A 22,081-nucleotide genomic window follows, 5' to 3' on the forward strand; every position below is an offset into this window, starting at 1 on the left:
GAACGCTAAACGCTGCAGCCAGCTAGACTGTCTCGGTAGTTCCGTTACTGCATGAAGTTGCTGTATTTTCGGTAAACTGGAAAAGGGCGGTTATGCCGCCGGTGACCGGCAACTTCAGCCTGTCGGTCAAGCGCTTCGACCATAACGTCACAATGAGGTGTGTTCATGAAACGCCATGCTTTCTCTGCCGCCGCCTTCTCGGGTGCCCTGCTCGGAGCCGCGATGTTCGCGTCTCCCGTCATGGCCCAGGAAGAAGAGCAGTTCATCACCATCGGCACCGGTGGTCAGACCGGCGTCTACTATGTGGTCGGTCAGTCCGTCTGTCGTCTGGTGAATCGCCTGGAAGACGCCAACATCAAGTGTAACGCGCCCTCCACCGGTGGTTCCGTGGCCAACATCAACGGCATCCGCAGCGGTGAGCTGAACATGGGCGTTGCCCAGTCCGACGTTCAGTACCAGGCCTATAACGGTACCGGCAATTTCGAGGACGATGCCTACGAAGAACTGCGCGCGGTCTTCCGTGTGCATGGTGAGCCGCTGACCATCCTGGCGCGTTCCGATGCCAACATCGAGAACCTCGACGACCTGGCCGGCAAGCGCGTCAACATCGGCAACCCGGGCTCCGGCCAGCGCAACACCATGGAAGTGGTGATGGATGCCAAGGGCTGGACCGAGGACACCTTCTCCCTGGCCTCGCAGCTCGATGCCGCCGAGATGGCCTCCGCCCTGGCCGACAACAACATCGATGCCATGGCCTATGTCGTGGGTCACCCCAACGGCGCCATCCAGGAAGCCACCACCACGGTCGATGCCAACCTGGTGCCGTTGAACGATGAAGCCATCCAGGGACTGGTCGAAGAGTATCCGTATTACTCCATGTCCACCATCCCGGGTGGTCTCTACAAGGGCAATCCGGATGACGTCGAGACCTTCGGTGTCGCGGCGACCTTCGTGTCCACCACCGAGACCGATGCGGATGTCGTTTATCAGACCGTCAAGGCTGTGTTCGACAACTTCGATCGCTTCAAGAAGCTGCACCCGGCCTTCGCCAACCTCGAGCCCGAGTCCATGGTCTCGGAAGGCCTGTCGGCCCCGCTGCATGAAGGAGCCGCACGCTACTATCGCGAGCAGGGCTGGATCGAGTAAGTCGTATTCAGTGACAGCTCGTACCTTGTAGAAGGATGCGCGGCCCCTTGCCGAGGGGCCGCGCTTTGCGTTTGCGGTGCCGGTCGGTCGCCGGCGACGCACGAATCGTGTCAACCGATACAGAGCAGGGCTCACATATGACGGAAGATAAGAAGAGGGGGCCGGAAACCGAAGTCGACCTCGAGGACATGGTGGCCTCGACCGACTCGGGTGCCCGTAAACCGGCGGGAATGCCGGGCAAGCTGCTGGTGAGCATTGCCGCGGTATGGTCGCTCTTTCAATTGTGGATCTCGTCACCGTTGCCCTTCATGATGGGCTTCGGGGTCTTCAACGCCACGGAATCGCGCTCCATTCACCTGGCCTTTGCGCTCTTCCTGGCGTACATGGCCTATCCGGCGCTAAAGCGTTCGCCCCGTGACCGGATTCCCATCCAAGACTGGATCCTGGCCGCCCTGGCGGCCTGTGCCGGGGCTTACATGTTCGTCTTCTATGAACAGCTGGCGCAGCGACCGGGCGCGCCCATCCTGCAGGACGTGATCGTCGGGGTGGTGGGTATCCTGCTGCTGCTCGAGGCAACGCGCCGAGCGCTCGGGCCGCCGCTGATGATCATCGCCAGCATCTTTATCTTCTATTCGCTGGCCGGGCCCTGGATGCCGGGCATCCTGGCGCATGGTGGCGTCAGCCTGGCGGGCCTGATCAATCACCAGTGGCTGACCACCCAGGGGGTGTTCGGTATTGCCCTGGGGGTCTCGACCAGTTTCGTCTTCCTCTTCGTGCTGTTCGGCGCCCTGCTGGACAAGGCCGGGGCCGGCAACTACTTCATCAAGGTGGCCTTTTCCATGCTCGGCCACTACAAGGGCGGGCCGGCCAAGGCGGCCGTCGTCGCTTCCGGCATGACCGGCCTGATCTCCGGCTCCTCGATCGCCAATACCGTGACCACCGGCACCTTCACCATCCCGATGATGAAGCGGGTCGGCTTCTCGTCCGAAAAGGCGGGCGCCGTCGAGGTTTCCTCCTCGGTGAACGGTCAGATCATGCCGCCCGTCATGGGCGCGGCGGCCTTCCTGATGGTCGAGTATGTCGGGATCTCCTATGTCGAGGTCATCAAGCATGCCTTCCTGCCGGCGTTGATCTCCTATATCGCGCTGATTTATATCGTCCACCTCGAGGCCCTCAAGGCCAACATGCAGGGCCTGGAAAGCAGTAACCCGGCCAAGCCGCTGGTGCGCAAGGTGGTCGGCTTCCTGGGTGGCCTGTTGCTGATGATGATCACGGCACTGGCGGTGTATTACGGACTGGGCTGGTTGAAGCCGGTACTCGGGCCGGCGACCCCCTGGCTCGTGGCCGTCGCCCTGGTGGCGATCTATGTGGCCCTGCTCAAGCTGGCTTCCGGGTATCCCGAACTGGAAGTCGACGATCCCAACGAGCCCATCTTTACCCTGCCGCAGACGCGCCCCACGGTGCTGGTCGGGCTGCAGTACATTCTGCCGGTCGTCCTGCTGATCTGGTGCCTGATGGTCGAGCGTCTGTCGCCCGGGCTGTCGGCGTTCTGGGCGACCGTGCTGATGATGTTCATCATGCTCACGCAACGTCCCATCACGGCCATCTTCCGGCAGCGCAGCGATTTCGCGGCCGACGTCCGCGAAGGCTTCCTCGACCTCTGGGATGGCCTGGTGACCGGTGCGCGCAACATGATCGGCATCGGCATCGCCACGGCGACCGCCGGCATCATCGTCGGCGCCGTGTCGCAGACCGGCGTGGGGCTGGTACTGGCCGACGTGGTCGAGACCATTTCCATGGGCAATCTGCTGCTGATCCTGCTGTTCACCGCGGTGCTCAGCCTAATCCTCGGCATGGGGCTGCCGACCACGGCCAACTACATCGTGGTATCGGCCCTGCTGGCCCCGGTCATCGTGCACCTGGGCGAGCAGAACGGCCTGCTGGTGCCGCTGATTGCCGTCCACCTGTTCGTGTTCTACTTCGGCATCATGGCCGATGTGACACCACCGGTGGGGCTGGCGTCATTCGCCGCGGCGGCGGTGTCGGGCGGGGATCCGATCCGCACTGGCTTCCAGGCGTTCTACTACAGCCTGCGTACCGCCGCTCTGCCGTTCCTGTTCATCTTCAATACCGACCTGCTGCTGATCGATGTCTCGCTTATGCAGGGGGTGCTGATCTTCGTGGTGGCGACGCTGGCGATGTTGATCTTCGCGGCGGCGACCCAGGGCTTCATGATCACGCGCAACCGCTGGTATGAGTCGGTCCTGCTGCTGCTGGTGGCTTTCACCCTGTTCCGTCCCGGTTTCTGGATGGACATGGTGCATGATCCCTATCGCTCGATTTCGCCGACACAGTTCGTCGAGGCGTTGGGCAATGTGGATGGCGACAGCACGCTGCGCCTGCAGATCCAGGGCGAGGATGCCTACGGGGATCCGATGACTACCTACATGACCATGCCGGTCCCGGATGGAGAAACCGGGGAAGAGCGCCTGACCAACCTGGGCATGGAGCTGCGCATGGAAGGCGAGAGTGCCGTGGTCGACATGGTGACCTATGGCAGCCAGGCATCCGAGCTCGGCTTCGACTTCGATCAGGAAATCATCGAGGTCCTGGCACCGGTGGATGGTTGGTCCAAGGAGTGGATGTGGATACCCGCCTTCGGGGTGTTCGCTCTGGTGGTGATGCTGCAGCGCCGGCGTCGTGATCGCGATGTCGCGCCGGCAACGGCCTGAGGAGGTACACGATGTACAGCAAGATCCTGTTCCCGGTCGACCTCAACGAGGAGGCCTCGTGGTCCAAGGCGTTGCCGACCGCCCTGACCCTGTGTCGCAGTTTCGGGGCCTCCCTGCACGTGGTGACGGTGTTGCCCGATGTGCAGATGCCGCTGGTCGGGGGCTACTTTCCCCCCGACTATGCCGGCAAGGCGCGCGAAGCGGTCGGTGAAGCCCAGCGCAACTTCATTCGCGACAATGTGCCCGAAGATGTCCAGGTGCAGAGCGTGATTGTCGAGGGTTCGCCCTGGGAGGCGATCATCAAGGCGTCCGAGCAAGTGGAAGCCGACCTGATCGTTATGGCCTCGCATACCAAGCGCAAGTTCGTCGACTATGTGCTGGGGCCCAATGCCGAGCATGTGGTGCACCACAGCAAGGTATCGGTGATGGTCGTGCGCTGAGACCTCGCGGGTCGTGGCCGTATCCCGGAGTCATGGCTTCGGGGTGCGGCTTTCGGGATGGAGGCTGCACGAGGACGCTATATCGCGTAGTATCCCGACCACGACCGGTTTGCGAGGAGTACGACATGCCCCTCAGATCATTGCGAGTGATGCCCGTCGTCATTCTCCTGGTCGTCGCTCTGGCTCCCTTCAGGGCCGTGGCCGCTCTCGAGCCGCTGCCCGAACCGAGCGGAGAGGTGATCCTGACCATCAGTGGTGATATCGCCCATGCCAATGCGGGAGACGAGGCACGTTTCGACCGTGCCATGCTGAATCGTCTCGCTTCGCGCACTATCGTGACCGATACCCCCTGGCATGAGGAAACGGGCCGTTTCGAGGGACCGCTGTTCACGGCCCTGCTGGATGCCGTCGGTGCCGAGGCCGAGCAGGTTCGGGTTGGCGCCCTGAACGGCTTCGAGGCGAAGATTCCGGTGACGGACTTTCAGCGCTACGATGTCATCCTGGCCATGCGCTTCAATGGCGACAGGGTGCCGATCCGCGATTTCGGTCCCCTGCTCGTGATGTATCCCTTCGATGAACACCCCGAACTGCATACCGAAGTGATCCGCTTCCGCTCGGTGTGGCAGGTGGATCGTATCTTCGTCTACTGATTCGCTCTGGAGAGCCTGGTGCTGCAACATTACCCTCTGCGCCTCAAGCTCGGGGCGATTTCCGCCCTGTTGCTCTTCGTGGGGGCCCTGCTGGTAGTCGGCCTGGTGGTCTGGCGTCAGGACAGTCAGTTGTGGCGGGTCGGCGAGGACATGACCTGGCATGCCTACAAGCTCGATCGGGATGTGGTGCAGCTGCGCAATTTCCTGCTGTCGGACCGGCCCGGTGCCGAGAGTCTGGAAGGCGTGCGCCTGCGCTTCGAGCTGCTCTACAGCCGCCTCAACCTGCTGGAAAGCGGCGACATTGCCGAGCTTCTCGACTCGGTCCCGCCGGCCGCGAGCCTGGCCCAGGATATCCAGGCGCATATCCGCACCATCGATGACATTCTCGGCCAGGCCGATGTCATGAATGACACCGTCAGGGATCGCATGGAGCGCGAGCTGGCGGCCATGAGTGAGCCCACGGAACGCCTGGTGGTGTCGATCAATTCACACCTGGCGGAGTCGACGACCCAGGAGCGCGAGCGCCTGAAGTGGTTGTACGGCCTGCTGCTGGTGCTGATTCTGGCCATGAGCGTGGCGGCGATGATGGTGGTGGCCTTCCTGTTCCGCGAGTCGCGGGACAATGCGCGGGCGCGCCGCACCCTCGAGGAGTTGAGCGACGAGCTCGAGATCACGGCTCACCAGGCCCAGTCGGCCAGCCAGGCCAAGTCGGAGTTCCTGGCCACGGTCAGTCACGAGATCCGCACGCCCCTCAACGGCGTCATCGGCATGAGCGAGCTGCTGACCGAGCATGACCTGCCGAGTGACGCCAGGCACTATGCCGACACCATTCATGACAGTGCCCAGCGCCTGCTGGAGCTGATCAACGACATCCTCGACTTCTCCAAGATCGAGGCCGGCCGCCTCGACCTGGAAGCGCGATCGCTGCCGCTCGACGAGCTGTTGAGCGGCGCCACCTCGCTGTTCGCACCCCATGCCGAGGCGCGTGGAATCCAGCTGACAACCTGGATCGATCCCGAGCTGCCGTCCCATGTGGTCAGTGATCCGGGGCGTTTGCGTCAGATACTGCTCAACCTGCTGTCGAATGCCATCAAGTTCACCGACCAGGGCGAAGTCCGGGTGTCGGCCTTCGTCGCCGAGGGAGACGAGCTGGCCATCGAGGTGGTCGACAGCGGCTGCGGCATCGAACCCGAGCGTCAGGCACAGCTGTTCGAGCCCTTTCATCAGGGCGACCCCTCGACCGCCCGGCGCTTCGGTGGAACCGGACTGGGACTGGCCATCTGCAAACGCCTGGTCGAGGCCCTGGGAGGACGCATCGGCATGCACAGCCAGGAGGGGCTGGGCAGTCGTTGCTGGGTTCGCCTGCCGCTCGTGGCGGGTGTCGAGGAAGTCGAGGACGCGGCCCTGGGTACCGCGGACGACGATAACAGTGCCCTGCAGGGCACTCGTCTGCTGGTCGTCGAGGACAATCCGGTGAATCGTCAGGTGGCAATGGCCATGCTCGAGCGCCTGGGATGCCGGGTCAGCCTGGTCAGCTCCGGGGCGGAGGCGCTGGAGCGCATCAAGACGCAAGTGTTCGACCTGGTGTTCATGGATGTGCAGATGCCCGACATGGACGGCCTGGAGGTCACGCGCCGCCTGCGCGCCAGTAATGGCTGGGCCGCCGAGGTGCCCATCGTGGCCATGACGGCCGGCGGCTATGGCGGCGATCAGGCACGTTGCCTGGCGGCCGGCATGAACGGCTATCTGGTCAAGCCGATGTTCCAGGACGACCTGCAGGCGGTATTGCGGCGTCATCTGCTGCACGCCCAGGGGGAAATCCGGGCGCGTGAGGTGACGGTCGGTCCCGAGCAACTGCTGGATGAGGCCGTCATCGAGGCCCTGGAACAGAGCCTCGGGCGGGGCGAGCTGCAGGAGCTCCTCGCGCATTATCGTCATCAGGCCGGGCTTCAGCTAACGGCGCTGCGCGAGGCCATGGCGGGTGGGGACGACAGTGACGCCATCCACCAGGCGCATCAGCTCAAGGGGGAATCGGCCAGCCTGGGCGCCGTCAAGGTCGCCGGCGCGGCCATGCGCCTGGAGCTGGCCGGCAAGGAGCAGCGGCTCGACGCGCAGCAGCACGAGCTGCAACACCTGGAAAGCCTCCTCGAGTCGAGCATTCAGGCACTCGAGGCCCGCTGGGGGTAATCATTCGCGGGAGCGTCGGCGCAGGGTGCGCGCGATGACCTGCTGGCCGGGCGAATAGTCGCCGTGGATGGCGGCTTCCACACGGGCCAGGGTGGCCTCGGCGATCTGCACGTGATTCTGCACCGCCGAGTCCACGGCCAGTGGCAGGAAATCCAGCAGGCGATCGTCGCCGAAGGTGGCCAGGCGCAGCCGGTCGGGCAGGCCGCCACGCTCGAGCAGGGTATCGAGGACCCCTTCGAGCAGGGTATAGGACGCGGTGACCAGCGCGTCCGGCAGGCCTTCGCCATCGAGCAGGTCGCGCATCAGGCCTGCGCCGGTGGCCCGGTCATAGCGTTCGCCACTGTACAGCTCGGCTGCCACGCTGCGTGACGCCAGGGCCTGCTGAAAGCCGGCACGCCGTTCGCGGCTGATCGACAGCGCCGGTACTGCATCGAACCAGGCAATCCGCCGGTCCGGCGACGGCAGTACCGCGCGGGTGAGATGCGCCGCGGCATCCCGGTCATTGCTGACGACACTGACGAAGTGCTGCGGGTCCAGTCCCCGGTCCATGCCGACGACCGGCAAGCCGCCCTGCATCAGCTCACGATAGAAGGCGGCCTCCATGGGCAGGCAACTGGCGGTGATCAGGGCCGCACAGCCCTGGGCACGCAGCGCCATGGCGACTTCCTGCTCACCCGCCGGGTCGTCTTCCGAGCCCGCGATCAAGAGGTGGTACCCCCGCTGACGGGCCTTCTGCTCGAGCAGCTTGGCCAGCCGTGCATAGCTGGCATTCTCCAGATCCGGGACGATCAGCCCCAGCAGCTGGCTGGAGCCGCGGCGCAGCGCGGCGGCCTGGGCGTCGACCCGGTAGTGATGCTGACTCACCACGGCCATGACCCGATCGACCGTCGCCTGGCTGATGCGGCGCTGGGCGGCCTTGCCGTTGATGACGTAGCTGGCGGTCGTGCGTGACACGCCGGCCAGCCGGGCAATTTCAGCGAGTGTCATGAGTCCTTCCGTTGAGTGGCGGGCGGCGATGAGGGTACCCCAGGTCGCCGGAGCATGCGAACTCCTGCCAAAGTCGTAGAGATTCGAGCTTGCCTTGTAGCATGAATCGATTCAGCATTGCACCTACAAGGTGACACGATTCAGCAAACAGGCCATCCCGTTCGCGTCACCACCGCACAGGAGACATGCATGCTGACGCTACGCGAGAGTGATATCCAGCTCGATTGCCGCGCCGATGACTGGCGCGCGGCCCTGGACCAGGCCGCCGCCTGCCTGGTGGATGCCGGCCTCACCACCCCGGACTACCGTGAAGGGCTGCTGTCCCGCGAGACCCAGTCCTCGACCTATCTGGGCAATGCCATTGCCATTCCCCATGGCACGCCGGAAAGCCGCGCCCATGTCCTCAACACCGGGGTGCGCGTGCTGCAGTTTCCCGAGGGCGTCGAGTGGCACGATGGTCAGAAAGTGCATGTGCTGGTCACCATTGCCGCCCGGAACGACGAACACCTGGACATCCTTCGCCAGCTGACCCATGTGCTGGACCGCGACGATGTCGCCCAGCGTCTGGCCGGGGCCTCGGACACAGAAGAAGTCGTGGGCCTGCTGTCGCGTGCACCGCTCAGGGCGCGGCTGGATGCCGAGACCCTGTGCCTGGGCATGCCCGCCCGTGATCTCGGGGAGCTGGCCATGGCCGGGGCCGCCCGGTTGCGTCAGGCCGGCTGTGTGGGCGATGGCTTCATTGCCGAGCTGGCGAGCGCCCGGCTGCAATGGCTGGGGCAGGGGATCTGGCTGGCCATCTCGAAGCGTGACGTGGTGACGCCGGCCCTGTCCCTGGTCACGCCGGCGGACGAGTTGGAGGCGCGCGGCGAGAGCGTCAACGGCGTCTTCTGTCTGGCGGCCAGTGGCGACAGCCACCTCGGCCTGCTCGATCAGGTCGCGATGCTGCTCGAACACGGCGAGCTGGAGACCCTCAGGCGTGGCGATGCCGCGACCCTGCTGGCGCTTCTGGCCGGCGAGGGCGGGGCGACGCGGACCCGTCAGGTGCGCGTGCTGAATGCTCATGGTCTGCATGCCCGTCCGGCCAAGCAGCTGGTGCAGGTGGCCCGCGAGCAGGCGTTGCCGATTGGCGTACGCCTGGCGGAAGGCGGCGTCGAGTCGGTGTCGGCGACCAGCCTGACCAAGGTGATCGGCCTGGGCGCACGGCGTGGCCAGTGGCTGGTGCTGTCCGCCGCTGGCGAGGAAGCCGACAGCGCCCTGGCCGCCGTGGCGGATGCCGTCAATGATGGTCTCGGTGAAGCCGTGGAAGCCTTCGATGACAGCCATGAGGACATGCCGGCGGCCACGCCGGCGGAGGCGTCACCGGCGCCCTCACCCTTGCCGGACGACACCGCCCATCAGGCGGTGGCCGCCTCGCCGGGGCTGGCCATTGCGCCGGTCTTCGTCATGCGCCTGCCGCGTTTCGACTATGCCCGGCTGGCCGAGGATGCGGCCGCCGAGACCCGGCGGCTCGAAGCCGCGGTCGCCGAGGGCGCGGCGCAGCTGGCGACCCTGACCCGCAGCGCACCGGGTGGTGAGGTCGCCGAGGTGCTGTCCATGCACGAGGAGATGCTCGATGACCCGGAGCTGCTGCAGGCCGCCCGTGAAGGCATTCAGGAGGGCTACTCCGCCGAGGCCGCCTGGTGGGAAGCCATCGATACCGCGGCATGCGCCCAGGAAAGGCTCGCCGATCGCCTGCTGGCGGAGCGCGCGGCCGACCTGCGCGATGTCGGCCGGCGTGTCCTGGGGCGGCTGTGTGATGTGGAACTGCCCGAGCCGCCGGCCCATCCCTACATCCTGGTCATGGAAGACGTGGGCCCCTCGGATGTGGCGCGCCTCGATACCCAGCGCGTGCGCGGCCTGCTGACGGCGCGTGGCGGTGCCACGGCGCACAGTGCCATCCTGGCCCGGGCACTGGGAATTCCGGCGGTGGTCGGTGCCGGAGATCGGATCATGGCGCTGGCCAATGACACGCCGCTGATTCTCGATGGCGAGAGTGGTCGCATCGTGCCGGCCCCCAGCGCCGCGCGCCGCGAACGCGCCGAGCAGCAGCTGGCGGACCGCGAACGCCGCGAACGTGACGCCTGGGAGGCCCGTTTCGAGCCCGCCCAGACCCGCGATGGCCAGCGCGTCGAGGTGGCCGCCAACCTGGGCAACACCGCCCATGCGGCCGATGCCGTGTCGCGCGGCGCCGAGGGCGTCGGCCTGCTGCGTACCGAGTTCCTGTTCATGGCCCACGCCCAGGCACCGGACCTGGACACTCAGATCACCGAGTACCGTGAGGCCCTGGATGCCCTGGACGGGCGGCCCCTGGTGGCGCGGACCCTGGACGTGGGCGGTGACAAGCCGCTGCCGTACTGGCCCGTGCCCCAGGAAGACAACCCCTTCCTCGGCTTGCGTGGCATTCGCCTGGCCCTGACACGCCCCGAGGTACTGGCGACCCAGCTCGAGGCTCTGCTGAGAGCGGCCGTCGGCAGGCCACTGCGCATCATGCTGCCCATGGTCAAGGATGTCGCCGAGCTGCGCACGGCGCGTGCCATGCTCGACCGCCTGCTTTCGGACATTGCACCGGACGCGCGGGCCACCGATGTACAACTGGGCGTGATGATCGAGGTGCCCTCGAGTGCTCTGCTGGCCTCCAGCCTGGCCGTGGAAGCGGATTTCTTCTCGGTGGGCACCAATGATCTGACCCAGTATGCGCTGGCCATCGACCGTGGCCATCCCGAGCTCTCGGCCCAGGCCGATGGCCTGCATCCTGCCGTGCTGCGGCTCATCGAGATGACCGTCGAGGCCGCCCATGCTCAGGGCAAGTGGGTCGGGGTGTGCGGCGAACTGGCCTCGGATGCCACCGCCGTGCCGGTGCTGGTGGGACTGGGCGTCGACGAGCTGTCGGTCAGTGCGCGTCAGGTGCCCATGGTCAAGGCCCGGCTGCGCGACATCAGCATGGACACTGCCCGGGATCAGGCGCGGCGGGCGTTGAGCCGGGCCACGGCGGCCGAGGTGCGTGACGCCCTGGAGCAGGCATGATGGCGTCGATTCTGGTGGTCAGTCTCAATCCGGCACTCGACCTGTCGGTGACGCTCGAACAGCTCACCCCGGGCCGGGTCAACCGCACCCACCACACCCAGTTGAGCGCCGCCGGCAAGGGCTTGAACGTGGCCAGCGTGCTGGCGGCGCTGGGCCACCGCGTGACCCTGTCGGGGTTCCTCGGTGCCGACAACGACGAGGCCTTTGCTCAGGCCTTCGCGAGCCAGGGTATCGTCGATGCCTGCCGACGCCTGCCCGGGGAGACGCGCATCAACGTCAAACTGGCCGAGGATGATGGTCGTGTCACCGACATCAACGGCCCGGGCATGACCATCGACGACGCGGCCTGGCGGGCCCTGAGCGACGGCCTGGCCGAGACGCTGGGCGAGCGTTCTGCCGGGCCCCGGGCCATGGTCATCGCCGGCAGCCTGCCACCCGGGGTCACGCCGGCCATGCTGGCCGAGCTGGTGAGCCGGGGACGCGACGCCGGACTGCCGGTCTGGGTGGACACCAGTGGTCCGGCGCTGGCCGCCGCCATCGACGCGGAGGCCACGGCCGTCAAGCCCAACGAACATGAACTGGCCGCCTGGCTGGGACGTCGGCAGCTTGCCGCTGCGGACCATGCCGGGGCGGTTCGCCACCTGCAGCAGGCCGGTGTCGAGGAGGCCGTGATGTCCGCCGGGGCCGAGGGCGTGCTGTGGTTCAGCCGGCGTGGTGCCTGGCAGGCGATACCGCCCGAGGTACCGGTGGTCAATACCGTCTGTGCCGGCGACACCCTGGTCGCGGCCTTGCTGCACGGCGTGCTCGAGGACGTGCCACCCGAAGAGGCCCTGCGGCTGGCCACCGCCTTGTCCGCCGAGGCCGTGCGACACCCCGGCGTCGGACGCCTGGACGCCGCCGATCTTTCCCAACTCCAACGACAGACTCGCGTATGCCGCCTGGCAGAGGGTGGCGACGCAGGGGGAGCTTTTGCATGAATGTGATTCTGATCACCGCCTGCCCGAGCGGCATGGCCACCTCCTATCTGGCGGCGCGTCGCCTGCAGGGGGCCGCTGACCGCCGTCATTGGCAGGTCAGCGTCGAGGCCCATGGCGTGGCACAAGCCGCCACGCCCGTGGATGCGGCGACCCTGGCGGCGGCCGACCTGATCGTGGTGGCCGCCGAGCATGTGCCCGAGGGCGAGCGCTTCAGCGGCAAGCCCGTCTTCCAGGCGCCCATCGAGACGGCCCTGCCGGACCCCGATGCCTTTCTGGCGCGCGCCGAACGCGAGGCCCGGGCCTACCAGCCGGAGACGGCGGCCCGCTCGAGTCCGGCAAGCGCCTCCCAGGCTCAGAACATCGTGGCCGTGACGGCCTGTCCCACCGGCGTGGCGCATACCTTCATGGCCGCCGAAGCGCTGGCCGAGGCCGGGCGCAACCTGGGCCATCGGATGCGCGTCGAGACCCAGGGCTCGGTCGGCGCCCAGGATGCATTGACCGATGCGGAAATCGCCGCCGCCGATGTGGTGATCCTGGCCTGTGATATCGAGGTGGACCCGGCCCGTTTCGCCGGCAAGCGGACCTACCGTACCTCCACCGGCAATGCCCTGAAGAAGCCGCAGCCGACCATCGAGGCGGCCCTGGCGGAGGCCCGGGTGGAGAGCGCAGGGGCCGGGTCGGGCAACAGCAGCCAGAGCGGGCAGAGCTTCAAGGAGAAGGGCGTCTACAAGCACCTGCTGACCGGGGTGTCCTTCATGCTGCCCATGGTGGTCGCCGGTGGCCTGCTGATTGCCCTGTCCTTCGTCTTCGGTATCGAGGCCTTCAAGGAAGAGGGCACCCTGCCCGCGGCCCTGATGCAGATCGGCGGGGATACTGCCTTCGCGCTGATGATCCCGGTGCTGGCCGGTTACATCGCCTATTCCGTCGCCGACCGGCCGGGCATCGCGCCCGGCATGATAGGCGGCATGCTGGCGTCGAGCATCGGCGCCGGCTTCATCGGCGGTATCCTGGCCGGCTTCCTGGCCGGCTACACCGCCTGGGCGATCACCCGCTACATCAAGCTGCCGGCGAGCGTCGAATCGCTCAAGCCGATCCTGATCATTCCGCTGCTGGCCAGCCTGGTCACCGGTCTGGTGATGATCTATGTGGTCGGCGAGCCGGTGGCCGGCATTCTCGCCGCCCTGACGGCCTTCCTGGAGAACATGGGCTCGGCCAATGCCGTGCTGCTGGGGACCCTGCTGGGCGCCATGATGTGTTTCGACATGGGCGGGCCGGTCAACAAGGCGGCCTACACCTTCGGCGTGGGCCTGCTGGCCTCGGAAAGCTATGCGCCCATGGCCGCCATCATGGCCGCCGGCATGGTGCCGGCCATTGGCATGGGCATCGCCAGCATGGCGGCGGCGAGCAAGTTTTCCCAGCCGGAGCGCGAGGCGGGCAAGGCCTCCTTCGTGCTGGGGCTGTGCTTCATCAGTGAAGGCGCCATCCCCTTTGCCGCCAAGGATCCGTTGCGCGTGATTCCGGCCAGCATGGTCGGTGGGGCGCTGACCGGCGCCCTGGCGATGCTGTTCGGCGCCGAGCTGATGGCGCCGCATGGCGGCATCTTCGTGCTGTTGATCCCCAATGCCATCACGCCGGTCGTGCTCTACCTGCTGGCCATCGTCGCCGGTTCCCTGGTCACGGGGCTGGGCTATGCCATGCTCAAGCGTGGCGAGAACCCGGTGGCCGTGGAGGGCTGAATCACCGGGCCGGATGAGGTACTCCCGCCGCACCCCCGTCGCGCCAGGCGCGACGGGGGTGTCCTGCCAAAGGCGTATATTCCTGTCACGCGCAATGGCCAACACTGAGGGGGCATATCCCCATCAATGTCAGGAGCCATGTCATGATCTACGCCAATCCCGGTACCCCCGAGGCGCTGGTCGACTTCGCGGCGCGCTACGGCAACTACATCGGCGGTGAGTTCGTGCCGCCGGTCAAGGGGCAGTACTTCGATAATGTCAGTCCGGTCAATGGCGAGGTGTTCTGCGAGATACCGCGCTCCAGCGGAGCCGACATCGACAAGGCGCTGGATGCCGCCCATGCCGCGGCCCCGGCCTGGGGTCAGACCTCGGCGGCCGAGCGCAGCAACCTGCTGCTGAAGATCGCCCAGCGCATCGAGGACAACCTGGAAGCCCTTGCGGTCGCCGAGTGCTGGGACAACGGCAAGGCGGTCCGCGAGACGCTGAATGCCGACCTGCCGCTGGCCATTGATCACTTCCGCTACTTCGCCGGTTGCATCCGTGCCCAGGAAGGCACGGCCGCCGATATCGATGCCAATACCGTGGCCTATCACTTTCATGAACCCCTGGGCGTGGTCGGCCAGATCATTCCCTGGAACTTCCCGCTGCTGATGGCGACCTGGAAGCTTGCCCCGGCGCTGGCCGCGGGCAACTGCGTGGTGCTCAAGCCGGCGGAGCAGACGCCGGCCTCGATTCTCAAGCTGATGGAGGTGATCGGCGACCTGCTGCCGGCCGGCGTGCTCAACATCGTCAACGGCTACGGGGCCGAGGCAGGGGAGGCGCTGGCGACCAGCTCGCGCATCGCCAAGATCGCCTTCACCGGTTCGACACCGGTGGGCTCGCACATCCTCAAGTGCGCGGCGGCCAACATTATTCCGTCGACCGTGGAACTGGGCGGCAAGTCGCCGAATATCTATTTCGCCGACATCATGAATGCCGAACCCGAGTTCATCGACAAGGCGGTCGAGGGCCTGGTGCTGGCCTTCCTCAACCAGGGCGAGGTCTGCACCTGCCCGAGTCGTGCGCTGATCCAGGCGTCCATGTACGAGGACTTCATGGCCCGCGTCATCGAACGCACCCGGTCGATCAAGCGTGGCAATCCGCTGGATACCGAGGTGCAGGTGGGGGCCCAGGCCAGTCAGGAACAGTACGACAAGATCATGTCGTACATGGACGTGGCCCGCGAGGAAGGTGCCGAGTTCCTGACCGGCGGTGGCAAGGAGAGCTTCGATCCCGCCTATGACAAGGGCTATTACATCCAGCCGACCCTGCTCAAGGGCGACAACAGCATGCGTGTCTTCCAGGAAGAGATCTTCGGCCCGGTGGTCGGGGTCACGACCTTCAAGGACGAGGCCGAGGCACTGGCCATTGCCAATGACACCGAGTTCGGACTCGGCGCCGGCGTCTGGAGTCGCGACATGAACGTGGCCTTCCGCATGGGGCGCGGCATCCAGGCCGGGCGCGTGTGGACCAATTGCTATCACCAGTATCCCGCCCATGCGGCTTTTGGTGGCTACAAGAAGTCCGGCGTCGGCCGCGAAACCCACAAGATGGCCCTCGAGCACTACCAGCAGACCAAGAACCTGCTGGTCAGCTATGACAGCAATCCCATGGGCTTCTTCTGAGCGCCACGCCCGGGCGATGCCATGTCCCGGAAGGAGGGACACACACGAAAGCGGCGGCCCGAGGGCCGCCGCTTCGCGTTTCAGGCAGGCGCAAAGCGCCCGTCAGGTCTGTGAAGCGGCCTCGGGCGGCTCGCCCACGGAGCCCGGCATGGCCTGGACCTCGCCGGCCAGCACCAGGAAGTGGATATGGCGCTCGTACTCGGCCAGGAGGTCGCCGATGACCTGGCCACGGGTGTAGCCGTTGACGTCCTTGTCGGCGCCGCCTTCGGCCAGGTAGACGTCGAGACGCACATAGTAGTCGTCATCCACCGGCAGGAAGCTGGGCGTGCGCAGTCGCCGAGCGCGCACCTGGTAGACGAAGCTGGAGGCGTTGTCGAAGTCCACCTGCAGGGTCAGGCTGGGCAGTGGCTCGTCATCGAGCCGGGTTTCCTCGACACTGGCCTGCTGGCCACGCGACTCGAGCTCCGCGGCGAACTGCTGCATGGCCGGGCGGATGGCGTGCTCGATGGTCGCGGCAGCACCGGCACGGTTGGAGGTGTCCAGGGCCCGGTCCAGACGTTCCCGCCAGTCCCCGCCGGGCGAGCCGGCACTGACATAGTGGCGGGCATCGGACTTGGTGCTCTCGAGTTTCAGGGCGCGCGTCATGCCCGCCATGATGGCGAATATCACCAGCGAGAAGGGGACGGCGGTGATCACCACGGCGCTCTGCAGGGCCGACAGGCCGCCGGCCATCAACAAGGCCACGGTGACCAGACCGATGGCCACGGACCAGAAGATGCGCAGACGGATCGGTGCGTCGTGGTTCACGTCGGCCAGGATCGAGGTGAAGTTGGCCAGCACCAGGGCGCCGGAGTCGGCGGATGTGACGAAGAAGACGATGCCCAGCAGGGTGACCACCGAAGCCGTTACCCCGATGTAGGGATACTGCTCGAGGAAGGTATAGATCGTCGTCTGCGGCGAGTTCAGTGCCTCCTGGCCGAGTTCGGTCAGGCCATGGTTGGCGACCATCTCGATGCCGCTGTTACCGAAGATCGACATCCAGGCCATCATGAAACCGAGCGGAATCAGCAGGGCACCGGTCACGAATTCACGGATGGTCCGGCCCCGCGAGATGCGCGCCAGGAAGAGGCCGACGAAGGGCGTCCAGGCGATCCACCAGCCCCAGAAGAAGATGGTCCACCAGCCACGCCACTGCTGTGCATCCTCGCCGGCGAAGGCATAGGTATCGAAGCTCATGCCGACGAAGCCGCTGAGGTAGTCACCGGCGTTGAGGACCAGCGCATCCAGCAGGTGCAGGGTATCGCCCTGAAAGAGCACGAACAGCAGAAGCAGCAGGGCCAGGCCCATGTTGAACTCGGAGAGACGCCGGATGCCTTTCTCCACGCCCGTGACCACCGAGATGGTAGCGAGTATCACCACCATCACGATCAGCACCACCTGGGTGGCCAGGCTTTCGGGGATGCCGAACATGAAGGTCAGCCCGTAGTTGAGCTGCATCACGCCGATGCCGAGGCTGGTGGCGATACCGAAGACCGTCGAGATGACCGCGGTGATATCGACGGTGTTGCCGATGGGGCCATGAATGCGCTTGCCGAGCAGCGGATAGAGCGCGCTGCGGATGGCCAGCGGCAGGCGATGGCGGTAGCTGAAATACGCCAGTGCCATGCCCATCAGCACGTACATGCCCCAGCCGGTAAGCCCCCAGTGGAGGAAGGTCTGAGGCACGGCGGCGCGCATGGCCGCGGCGCTTTCCGGCGCCAGGTCGGGCGGTGTCATGTAGTGCGAGAGCGGCTCGGCGACACAGAAGAACAGCAGGTCGATGCCGATACCGGCCGCGAACAGCATCGAGGCCCAGGAAACCAGCGAAAATTCCGGTCGGGCATGGTCCGGCCCCAGACGAATGCGGCCGACACGCGAGCAGCCGATCACGATCACGAAGACCAGATAGGCCACGGCGGCCAGCATGTAATACCAGCCGAAGGTATCGCTCACCCAGGCCAGGCCGGCGTCGAAAAAGGCGCCGGCCTCCTCGGTGAACGTCATGGTCAGCACCAGGAAGATCAGGATCCCGATCACGCTGCCATGAAAGACGGTTCGATTGATCCGGCCATGCTGGTCCGGACCCGCTAGGTTGGTCGACATTCAGAACATCCTCTTTGGCTTGGGTAATTCTTTTTTGAATGAATGTTCAAATAAAATAACACATCATGCGCAGACTGCAAGCCGCGGGCAGGGGCATCGGCGGGCAGGGTGATGTGCCGCACTGGCGGGGGCTGAACGCAAGACGCCCGGCTCGGGGCCGGGCGCAGAAGAGAGTGAAAGGGTGAGGGAGGGCGGGGTCAGGCGTCGTTGTGGGCCTCGTCCTTGTCGCCCTCGTGCGGATGGCCACCGCCTTGCGGCCCGCCGCGTCCCTGGGGACGCATGGCGTCGCCCAGTGCCTTCATCTGCTCTTCGTCGAGATGCTCGGAGAGGGCGTCACGCTGGGTGGTGATCAGCTCTTTCCAGGCCTCGCGACGCGCCTCGGTACTCTCGAATTCCTTGGCCTTCAGGGCCTCGGCTTCGGAGCGGAACTGCTCGCGCTGCTGCTCGAGGGTGTCACGGGTGTCGTCGGACAGTTCCCACTTGTCGAAGAGCGCCTGGATGCGCTTGTCGCGCGCGGCCTTCTGCTCGGCACGCTGTTCTTCACGCATTTCCTGCTTGGCCTTTTCGAGGGCGGCCTGGCCATCTTCGCCGAGGATCTCCTCGACCTTTTCGCGGTGCTCGGTGCGCAGTTCCATCATCGAGTCACGGTAGTCCTGGCGGGCTTCCTTGAGCTCGTCACGCGTCTGTTGATCGATGCCGGCCCGTTCGAAGAGCTGCTGCTTGAGGTCCGAACGCTGGTCGGGGGAGGCACTGGCGGCCAGTGACAAGGGGGCGATGAGTGAAGCCAGCAGGGCGGGCATCAGCAGCTTGCGTGTCAGTGACATTGTCATGAAAAGGTTCCTTGTGTCCTTGAGTGACAGGTTCAGTATCCACTCATGAAGTGCAAGGTTGGTGTAGCAAGCGTGCAAAGAGCGTGTAGATGGCGGTCTGAGGGACTCACCACGCAAGCGCATGATGTCCTGGCAGCGTCCAGTCCTGCTCCTCACACCTCATCCCTCTCACTCTTCCGGCTGGTACTTGTAACCGACGCCATAGACCGAGCGGATGATCTCGCGCTCCGGCCAGATATCGGCGATCTTGCGGCGCAGTTTCTTGACGTGGCTGTCCACGGTGCGCTCGGAGACGATGCGGTGGTCGCGGTACATGTGATCCATGAGCTGCTCGCGGGAGAAGATGCGGCCGGGCGAGTGCATCATCACGCGCAACAGCTGGAACTCCACCGCGGTCAGGGCCAGGTCCTGGCCATCCGCCAGGGCGACCCAGCCATCATCGTCCAGGCTGAGGGGGACGCTGGGGGTGGCATCCTCCAAGGCGGCGCGGCTGCGGCGTAGCACGGCACGCGCCCGAGCCACCACTTCACGGGGGCTGAAGGGCTTGCAGATATAGTCATCGGCCCCCAGCTCCAGGCCCAGCAGTCGATCGACCTCCTCGACCCGGGCGGTGAGCATGATGATGGCGACGTGCGGCCAGCGCTGTCGAATCTCGCGGCTCAGCGTCAGGCCATCGGTGCCCGGCAGCATCAGATCGAGCAGCACCAGCTCGGGGGGATGGTCGCGTGTCTCGATCCAGGGCAATACTTCATCGCCGTGATCGATGTGATAAGTGATGTAGTCGCTGCCCTCGAGGTAGTCGGCCACCAGGCGAGCGATCTTGGGTTCATCTTCCACGATCAGGACGCGGTTGGTTTCGAGGCGGCTCATGTGTCATCCCTTGTCAGCTGGTGGTCGTCGATGGCGGGAAAGGTCAGTGTCCAGCATAACCCGCCCAGCGTCGAAACGCCCGGCGTCATCTCGGCCCCGTGGGCCCGGGCCAGGGCCATGGCGATCGAGAGCCCCAGGCCGCTGCCACCGCTGGCCCGGCTGCGCGAGCCTTCGACGCGATACAGGCGTTCGGTGAGGCGCGGCAGGTCCGCCTCGGCTACGCCGGGTGGCGTGTCTTCCCAGCTGAGTCGCCAGTGTTCGCCCTGCCGGGTCAGGGCGACGTGCAGCTTGCCGGGGGCCCTGGTGTAGGCGCAGGTGTTGTCCAGCAGGTTGGTCCATAGCTGGCGCAGGCGTTGCGTGTCGCCGCGAATCCAGGCGGGCCCTTCGATATTGGTGGTCAGGCTGAATCCCTGGTCACTCAGCGCGCCCTCGGCTTCGTGGAGCTTGGCCGCCAGGCCGTCGGCCAGATCCAGCGGGGCCAGCTGAACTTCCAGGGCGCCGGCATCGCTCTGCGAGAGCAGGCGCAGGTCGGCCACCAGGCGCTCGAGCTGTTCGACTTCCTGGCTCAGCGAGCCCAAGCTGTGCTGATCCAGGCTGCGCACGCCGTCCTGCATGGCCTCGATCTCGCCGCGCAGCACGGCCAGCGGGGTGCGCAGCTCATGGGCGATATCCGAGACCCAGCGGCTGCGGGCCTCGCGACTGGCCTCCAGGGTGGCGGCCAGGACATTGAAGTCGCGTGCCAGGCGCGACAGCTCATCGCCCCCGCGCTCGGTCAGGCGCGTGCTGTAGTCGCCGTCCGTCAGGCGGCGTGTCGCCAGCGTCATGCTGCCGGTCCGGCGCCCCAGCCACCAGGACAGGCCGCCGGCCAGCAGCAGAGAGGCGAGGCCGAGAGCGGCGACGATGATGGCCAGATTGCGGCGCTGCTGGGACAGGAAGATGCGGTCCATGCGTGCCATCAACTGCTGGGGTGGGCGATACCCGAGGGTGCCGACCTGCCGGCCATCGCTGTTGATCGGCAGCCAGCGCAACTCGGCCGCCTCCTGATCGTTGTCCGGCGGGAGGCCGATCACCGGCAGACCATTGGCATCGTGCAGCACGAAATCCCGGGGGTCGCCCAGACGGCGCTCTATGCCCTCGGGCGGGGCCGCTTCGCCCGGCCACAGCTGGTGGCGCACCAGATAACGCCAGGCGCGCGGCGACTGACGCAGCCACTGCCAGTTACCGCGCCTTGCCCATTCGTCGGCCAGCCCCTCGGCGAGGGTCTCGGCGCGCCGTGTCTGGGTGCGGTCGAGATATTCGATGAAGCCCTGGTCGAGGCTGCGGGAAACGCCGATGAAGACCAGCCCGGAAATGGCCACGTTGACCACCAGGATGATCACGAACAGCTTGATGCCGAGCCGCGAGAAGGAGGGAAGGGAGAAGCGCATGTTCGGGGGTTCCGCCAGGGTCGTCGATGAGGGTGTCGCCTGTCAGGATACTCGCGATGGCCGGCGGCTTCGTGCAAGCCTCGTGAAAGTCCTTCCCTGTGTATATCCTGAGCCCTGCGCCCTCCGCCTCACGGGCAGCTTTCACCGATGATGAGCTCGGTGTCCAGCCGCTTATCCTCCGCCGGATCCAGGCCCAGGATCATGCGCGCCGCAATGCGGCCCTTCTCGACACTGTTCTGACGCACCGTGGTCAGACGCGGAGCCCGGTACTGACCTTCGGCGATACCATCGAAACCGGTCAGCCGCAGGTCATCGGGGACGCGCAGGCCGCGCTGTTCGGCCAGGGTCAGGGCCGTCAGCGCCAGGCGATCCGACATGCACAGCAGCAGATCGGGGCGCTCGTCGTCCGGCAGGTCGAGGATCGCGGCGATGACCGGCGCGCAGACATCGTGGGTGTTTTCCTCCACGTTCCATACCGGCACCGAGTCAGGTTCCATGTCATGCGCTTCGAGGGCCTGGTAGAAGCCGTCGAGTCGCTCGCGGGTAATGGTCTGCCCCGCGCTCAGCCAGGCCAGGTCCTCGGTGACGCGACCGTTGCAGGGCTGCTCGGTGAGTCGCAGCGTGATGATCCCCACCCGGCGGGGGCGCTGCGCCAGGGCATGATCGGCAATGGCGCGGCTGGCCGGCAGGTTGTCGACATGCACGGTCGGCTGATCGTCCAGGTTGAAGTCCACCGCGACCAGCGGACGGCTCGGCGGCAGGGTGTCGATGAGTTCCAGGCTGGGCATCAGGCCGTAGACGATGAAGCCATCGGCGATGCTCACCGAACCGGGGAGCTGCCCCGGCGCCTGCCGACCCGAGAGCAGCAGCAGGGTGTGATGCTGGGCATCCAGGACTTCGGCGATGCCCGAGAGCATCTCGCTGGCCACGGCGTCATTGAGGCTGTAGGTCAGGCTCTCGGCCAGAATCACCGCGATGATCTGCGAGCGGCCCGTGCGCAGGCTACGGGCCTTGGCATCCGGGCCGTTGTAGCCGAGGCGCTTGGCTTCCCGGAAGACGCGCTGGCGCAGCTCGGGGGAGAGCTGGTCGGGGCGATTGAACGCATTGGAGACCGTCGCTGTCGAGACGCCCAGCTCGGCGGCCAGCTCCTTCAATGTGATGTGGCGTGACGATGGAGGCACGTTCGTTTCCAGGCTAATAAGCTGACCGATCAGGATACCCTGCGAGAGT

15 protein-coding genes are annotated in these 22,081 nt (G+C 66.0%); 9 read left to right on the forward strand and 6 right to left on the reverse strand.

All coding sequences use genetic code 11. The features are described from left to right. The first annotated feature begins 165 nt into the window (after positions 1–165). From QWY79_RS02115 to QWY79_RS02135, 5 genes are all read left to right on the forward strand, one after another. Entirely contained in the window at positions 166–1,146 is a 981-nt protein-coding gene (locus QWY79_RS02115) for a TAXI family TRAP transporter solute-binding subunit (protein WP_290269425.1), read from the forward strand. Between the two features lie 137 nt (positions 1,147–1,283). Continuing rightward, the gene (locus QWY79_RS02120; protein WP_290269428.1) at positions 1,284–3,878 is read left to right on the forward strand and encodes a TRAP transporter permease; all 2,595 of its coding nucleotides are present in this window, start codon (positions 1,284–1,286) and stop codon (positions 3,876–3,878) included. 11 nt (positions 3,879–3,889) lie between these two features. Next, on the forward strand, positions 3,890–4,318 hold the full coding sequence (locus QWY79_RS02125) for a universal stress protein (RefSeq protein WP_290269430.1): 429 nt from the start codon (positions 3,890–3,892) through the stop codon (positions 4,316–4,318). A gap of 125 nt (positions 4,319–4,443) precedes the next feature. Then, complete coding sequence (locus QWY79_RS02130; RefSeq protein ID WP_290269432.1) at positions 4,444–4,968, forward strand: putative pterin-binding protein; 525 nt, start codon at positions 4,444–4,446, stop codon at positions 4,966–4,968. An 18-nt stretch (positions 4,969–4,986) separates the two neighbouring features. Beyond that, a complete protein-coding gene (locus QWY79_RS02135) occupies positions 4,987–7,155 on the forward strand; it encodes an ATP-binding protein (protein WP_290269435.1) in 2,169 nt (722 codons plus the stop codon). On the opposite strand, the gene cra is transcribed toward QWY79_RS02135, so the two are convergent. Next, positions 7,156–8,142 (reverse strand): catabolite repressor/activator, encoded by a 987-nt coding sequence (gene cra / locus QWY79_RS02140; RefSeq protein ID WP_290269436.1) that lies wholly within the window; start codon positions 8,140–8,142, stop codon positions 7,156–7,158. Between the two features lie 189 nt (positions 8,143–8,331). Between cra and ptsP the strand changes: the two genes are divergently transcribed. From ptsP to exaC, 4 genes are all read left to right on the forward strand, one after another. Further along, the gene (gene ptsP, locus QWY79_RS02145) at positions 8,332–11,205 is read left to right on the forward strand and encodes a phosphoenolpyruvate--protein phosphotransferase (protein WP_290269438.1); all 2,874 of its coding nucleotides are present in this window, start codon (positions 8,332–8,334) and stop codon (positions 11,203–11,205) included. Further along, positions 11,205–12,182, forward strand: coding sequence for a 1-phosphofructokinase (pfkB, locus tag QWY79_RS02150; RefSeq protein WP_290269677.1), 978 nt, complete (start codon positions 11,205–11,207; stop codon positions 12,180–12,182). Before ptsP ends, pfkB begins: the two co-directional genes overlap by 1 nt. Beyond that, positions 12,179–13,918 carry a PTS fructose-like transporter subunit IIB gene (locus tag QWY79_RS02155; RefSeq protein WP_290269440.1) on the forward strand — a complete coding sequence of 580 codons (1,740 nt, stop codon included), beginning with the start codon at positions 12,179–12,181 and terminating at the stop codon, positions 13,916–13,918. The genes pfkB and QWY79_RS02155 overlap by 4 nt, the downstream gene beginning before the upstream one ends. A gap of 143 nt (positions 13,919–14,061) precedes the next feature. Beyond that, the gene (exaC, locus tag QWY79_RS02160) at positions 14,062–15,582 is read left to right on the forward strand and encodes an acetaldehyde dehydrogenase ExaC (RefSeq protein WP_290269441.1); all 1,521 of its coding nucleotides are present in this window, start codon (positions 14,062–14,064) and stop codon (positions 15,580–15,582) included. Between the two features lie 102 nt (positions 15,583–15,684). On the opposite strand, the gene betT is transcribed toward exaC, so the two are convergent. The 5 genes from betT to QWY79_RS02185 form a co-directional block, all read right to left on the reverse strand. Next, positions 15,685–17,724: a choline BCCT transporter BetT gene (gene betT, locus QWY79_RS02165; RefSeq protein ID WP_290269442.1), complete on the reverse strand. Its 2,040-nt coding sequence runs from the start codon at positions 17,722–17,724 to the stop codon at positions 15,685–15,687. Positions 17,725–17,921: 197 nt separating this feature from the next. Then, positions 17,922–18,554 (reverse strand): hypothetical protein, encoded by a 633-nt coding sequence (locus QWY79_RS02170; protein ID WP_290269443.1) that lies wholly within the window; start codon positions 18,552–18,554, stop codon positions 17,922–17,924. Positions 18,555–18,722: 168 nt separating this feature from the next. Further along, entirely contained in the window at positions 18,723–19,424 is a 702-nt protein-coding gene (locus tag QWY79_RS02175; protein WP_141317160.1) for a response regulator, read from the reverse strand. Then, positions 19,421–20,851, reverse strand: a complete 1,431-nt coding sequence (locus tag QWY79_RS02180; protein WP_290269448.1) for an ATP-binding protein — start codon at positions 20,849–20,851, stop codon at positions 19,421–19,423. The genes QWY79_RS02175 and QWY79_RS02180 overlap by 4 nt, the downstream gene beginning before the upstream one ends. A 128-nt stretch (positions 20,852–20,979) precedes the next feature. Further along, positions 20,980–22,032, reverse strand: a complete 1,053-nt coding sequence (locus QWY79_RS02185) for a LacI family DNA-binding transcriptional regulator (protein ID WP_290269451.1) — start codon at positions 22,030–22,032, stop codon at positions 20,980–20,982. Positions 22,033–22,081: the final 49 nt, after the last annotated feature.

It is taken from the genome of Halomonas sabkhae (assembly GCF_030409265.1).
GTDB classification, from domain to species: Bacteria; Pseudomonadota; Gammaproteobacteria; order Pseudomonadales; family Halomonadaceae; genus Halomonas; species Halomonas halmophila.

Excerpts from the sequence above, each read along its gene's own strand:
- QWY79_RS02115 (WP_290269425.1), top strand. The coding sequence starts at position 166 with ATGAAACGCCATGCTTTCTCTGCCGCCGCCTTCTCGGGTGCCCTGCTC.
- QWY79_RS02120 (WP_290269428.1), top strand. The coding sequence starts at position 1,284 with ATGACGGAAGATAAGAAGAGGGGGCCGGAAACCGAAGTCGACCTCGAG.
- QWY79_RS02125 (WP_290269430.1), top strand. The coding sequence starts at position 3,890 with ATGTACAGCAAGATCCTGTTCCCGGTCGACCTCAACGAGGAGGCCTCG.
- QWY79_RS02130 (WP_290269432.1), top strand. The coding sequence starts at position 4,444 with ATGCCCCTCAGATCATTGCGAGTGATGCCCGTCGTCATTCTCCTGGTC.
- cra (WP_290269436.1), bottom strand. The coding sequence starts at position 8,142 with ATGACACTCGCTGAAATTGCCCGGCTGGCCGGCGTGTCACGCACGACC.
- ptsP (WP_290269438.1), top strand. The coding sequence starts at position 8,332 with ATGCTGACGCTACGCGAGAGTGATATCCAGCTCGATTGCCGCGCCGAT.
- pfkB (WP_290269677.1), top strand. The coding sequence starts at position 11,205 with ATGGCGTCGATTCTGGTGGTCAGTCTCAATCCGGCACTCGACCTGTCG.
- QWY79_RS02155 (WP_290269440.1), top strand. The coding sequence starts at position 12,179 with ATGAATGTGATTCTGATCACCGCCTGCCCGAGCGGCATGGCCACCTCC.
- exaC (WP_290269441.1), top strand. The coding sequence starts at position 14,062 with ATGATCTACGCCAATCCCGGTACCCCCGAGGCGCTGGTCGACTTCGCG.
- betT (WP_290269442.1), bottom strand. The coding sequence starts at position 17,724 with ATGTCGACCAACCTAGCGGGTCCGGACCAGCATGGCCGGATCAATCGA.
- QWY79_RS02170 (WP_290269443.1), bottom strand. The coding sequence starts at position 18,554 with ATGACAATGTCACTGACACGCAAGCTGCTGATGCCCGCCCTGCTGGCT.
- QWY79_RS02175 (WP_141317160.1), bottom strand. The coding sequence starts at position 19,424 with ATGAGCCGCCTCGAAACCAACCGCGTCCTGATCGTGGAAGATGAACCC.
- QWY79_RS02180 (WP_290269448.1), bottom strand. The coding sequence starts at position 20,851 with ATGCGCTTCTCCCTTCCCTCCTTCTCGCGGCTCGGCATCAAGCTGTTC.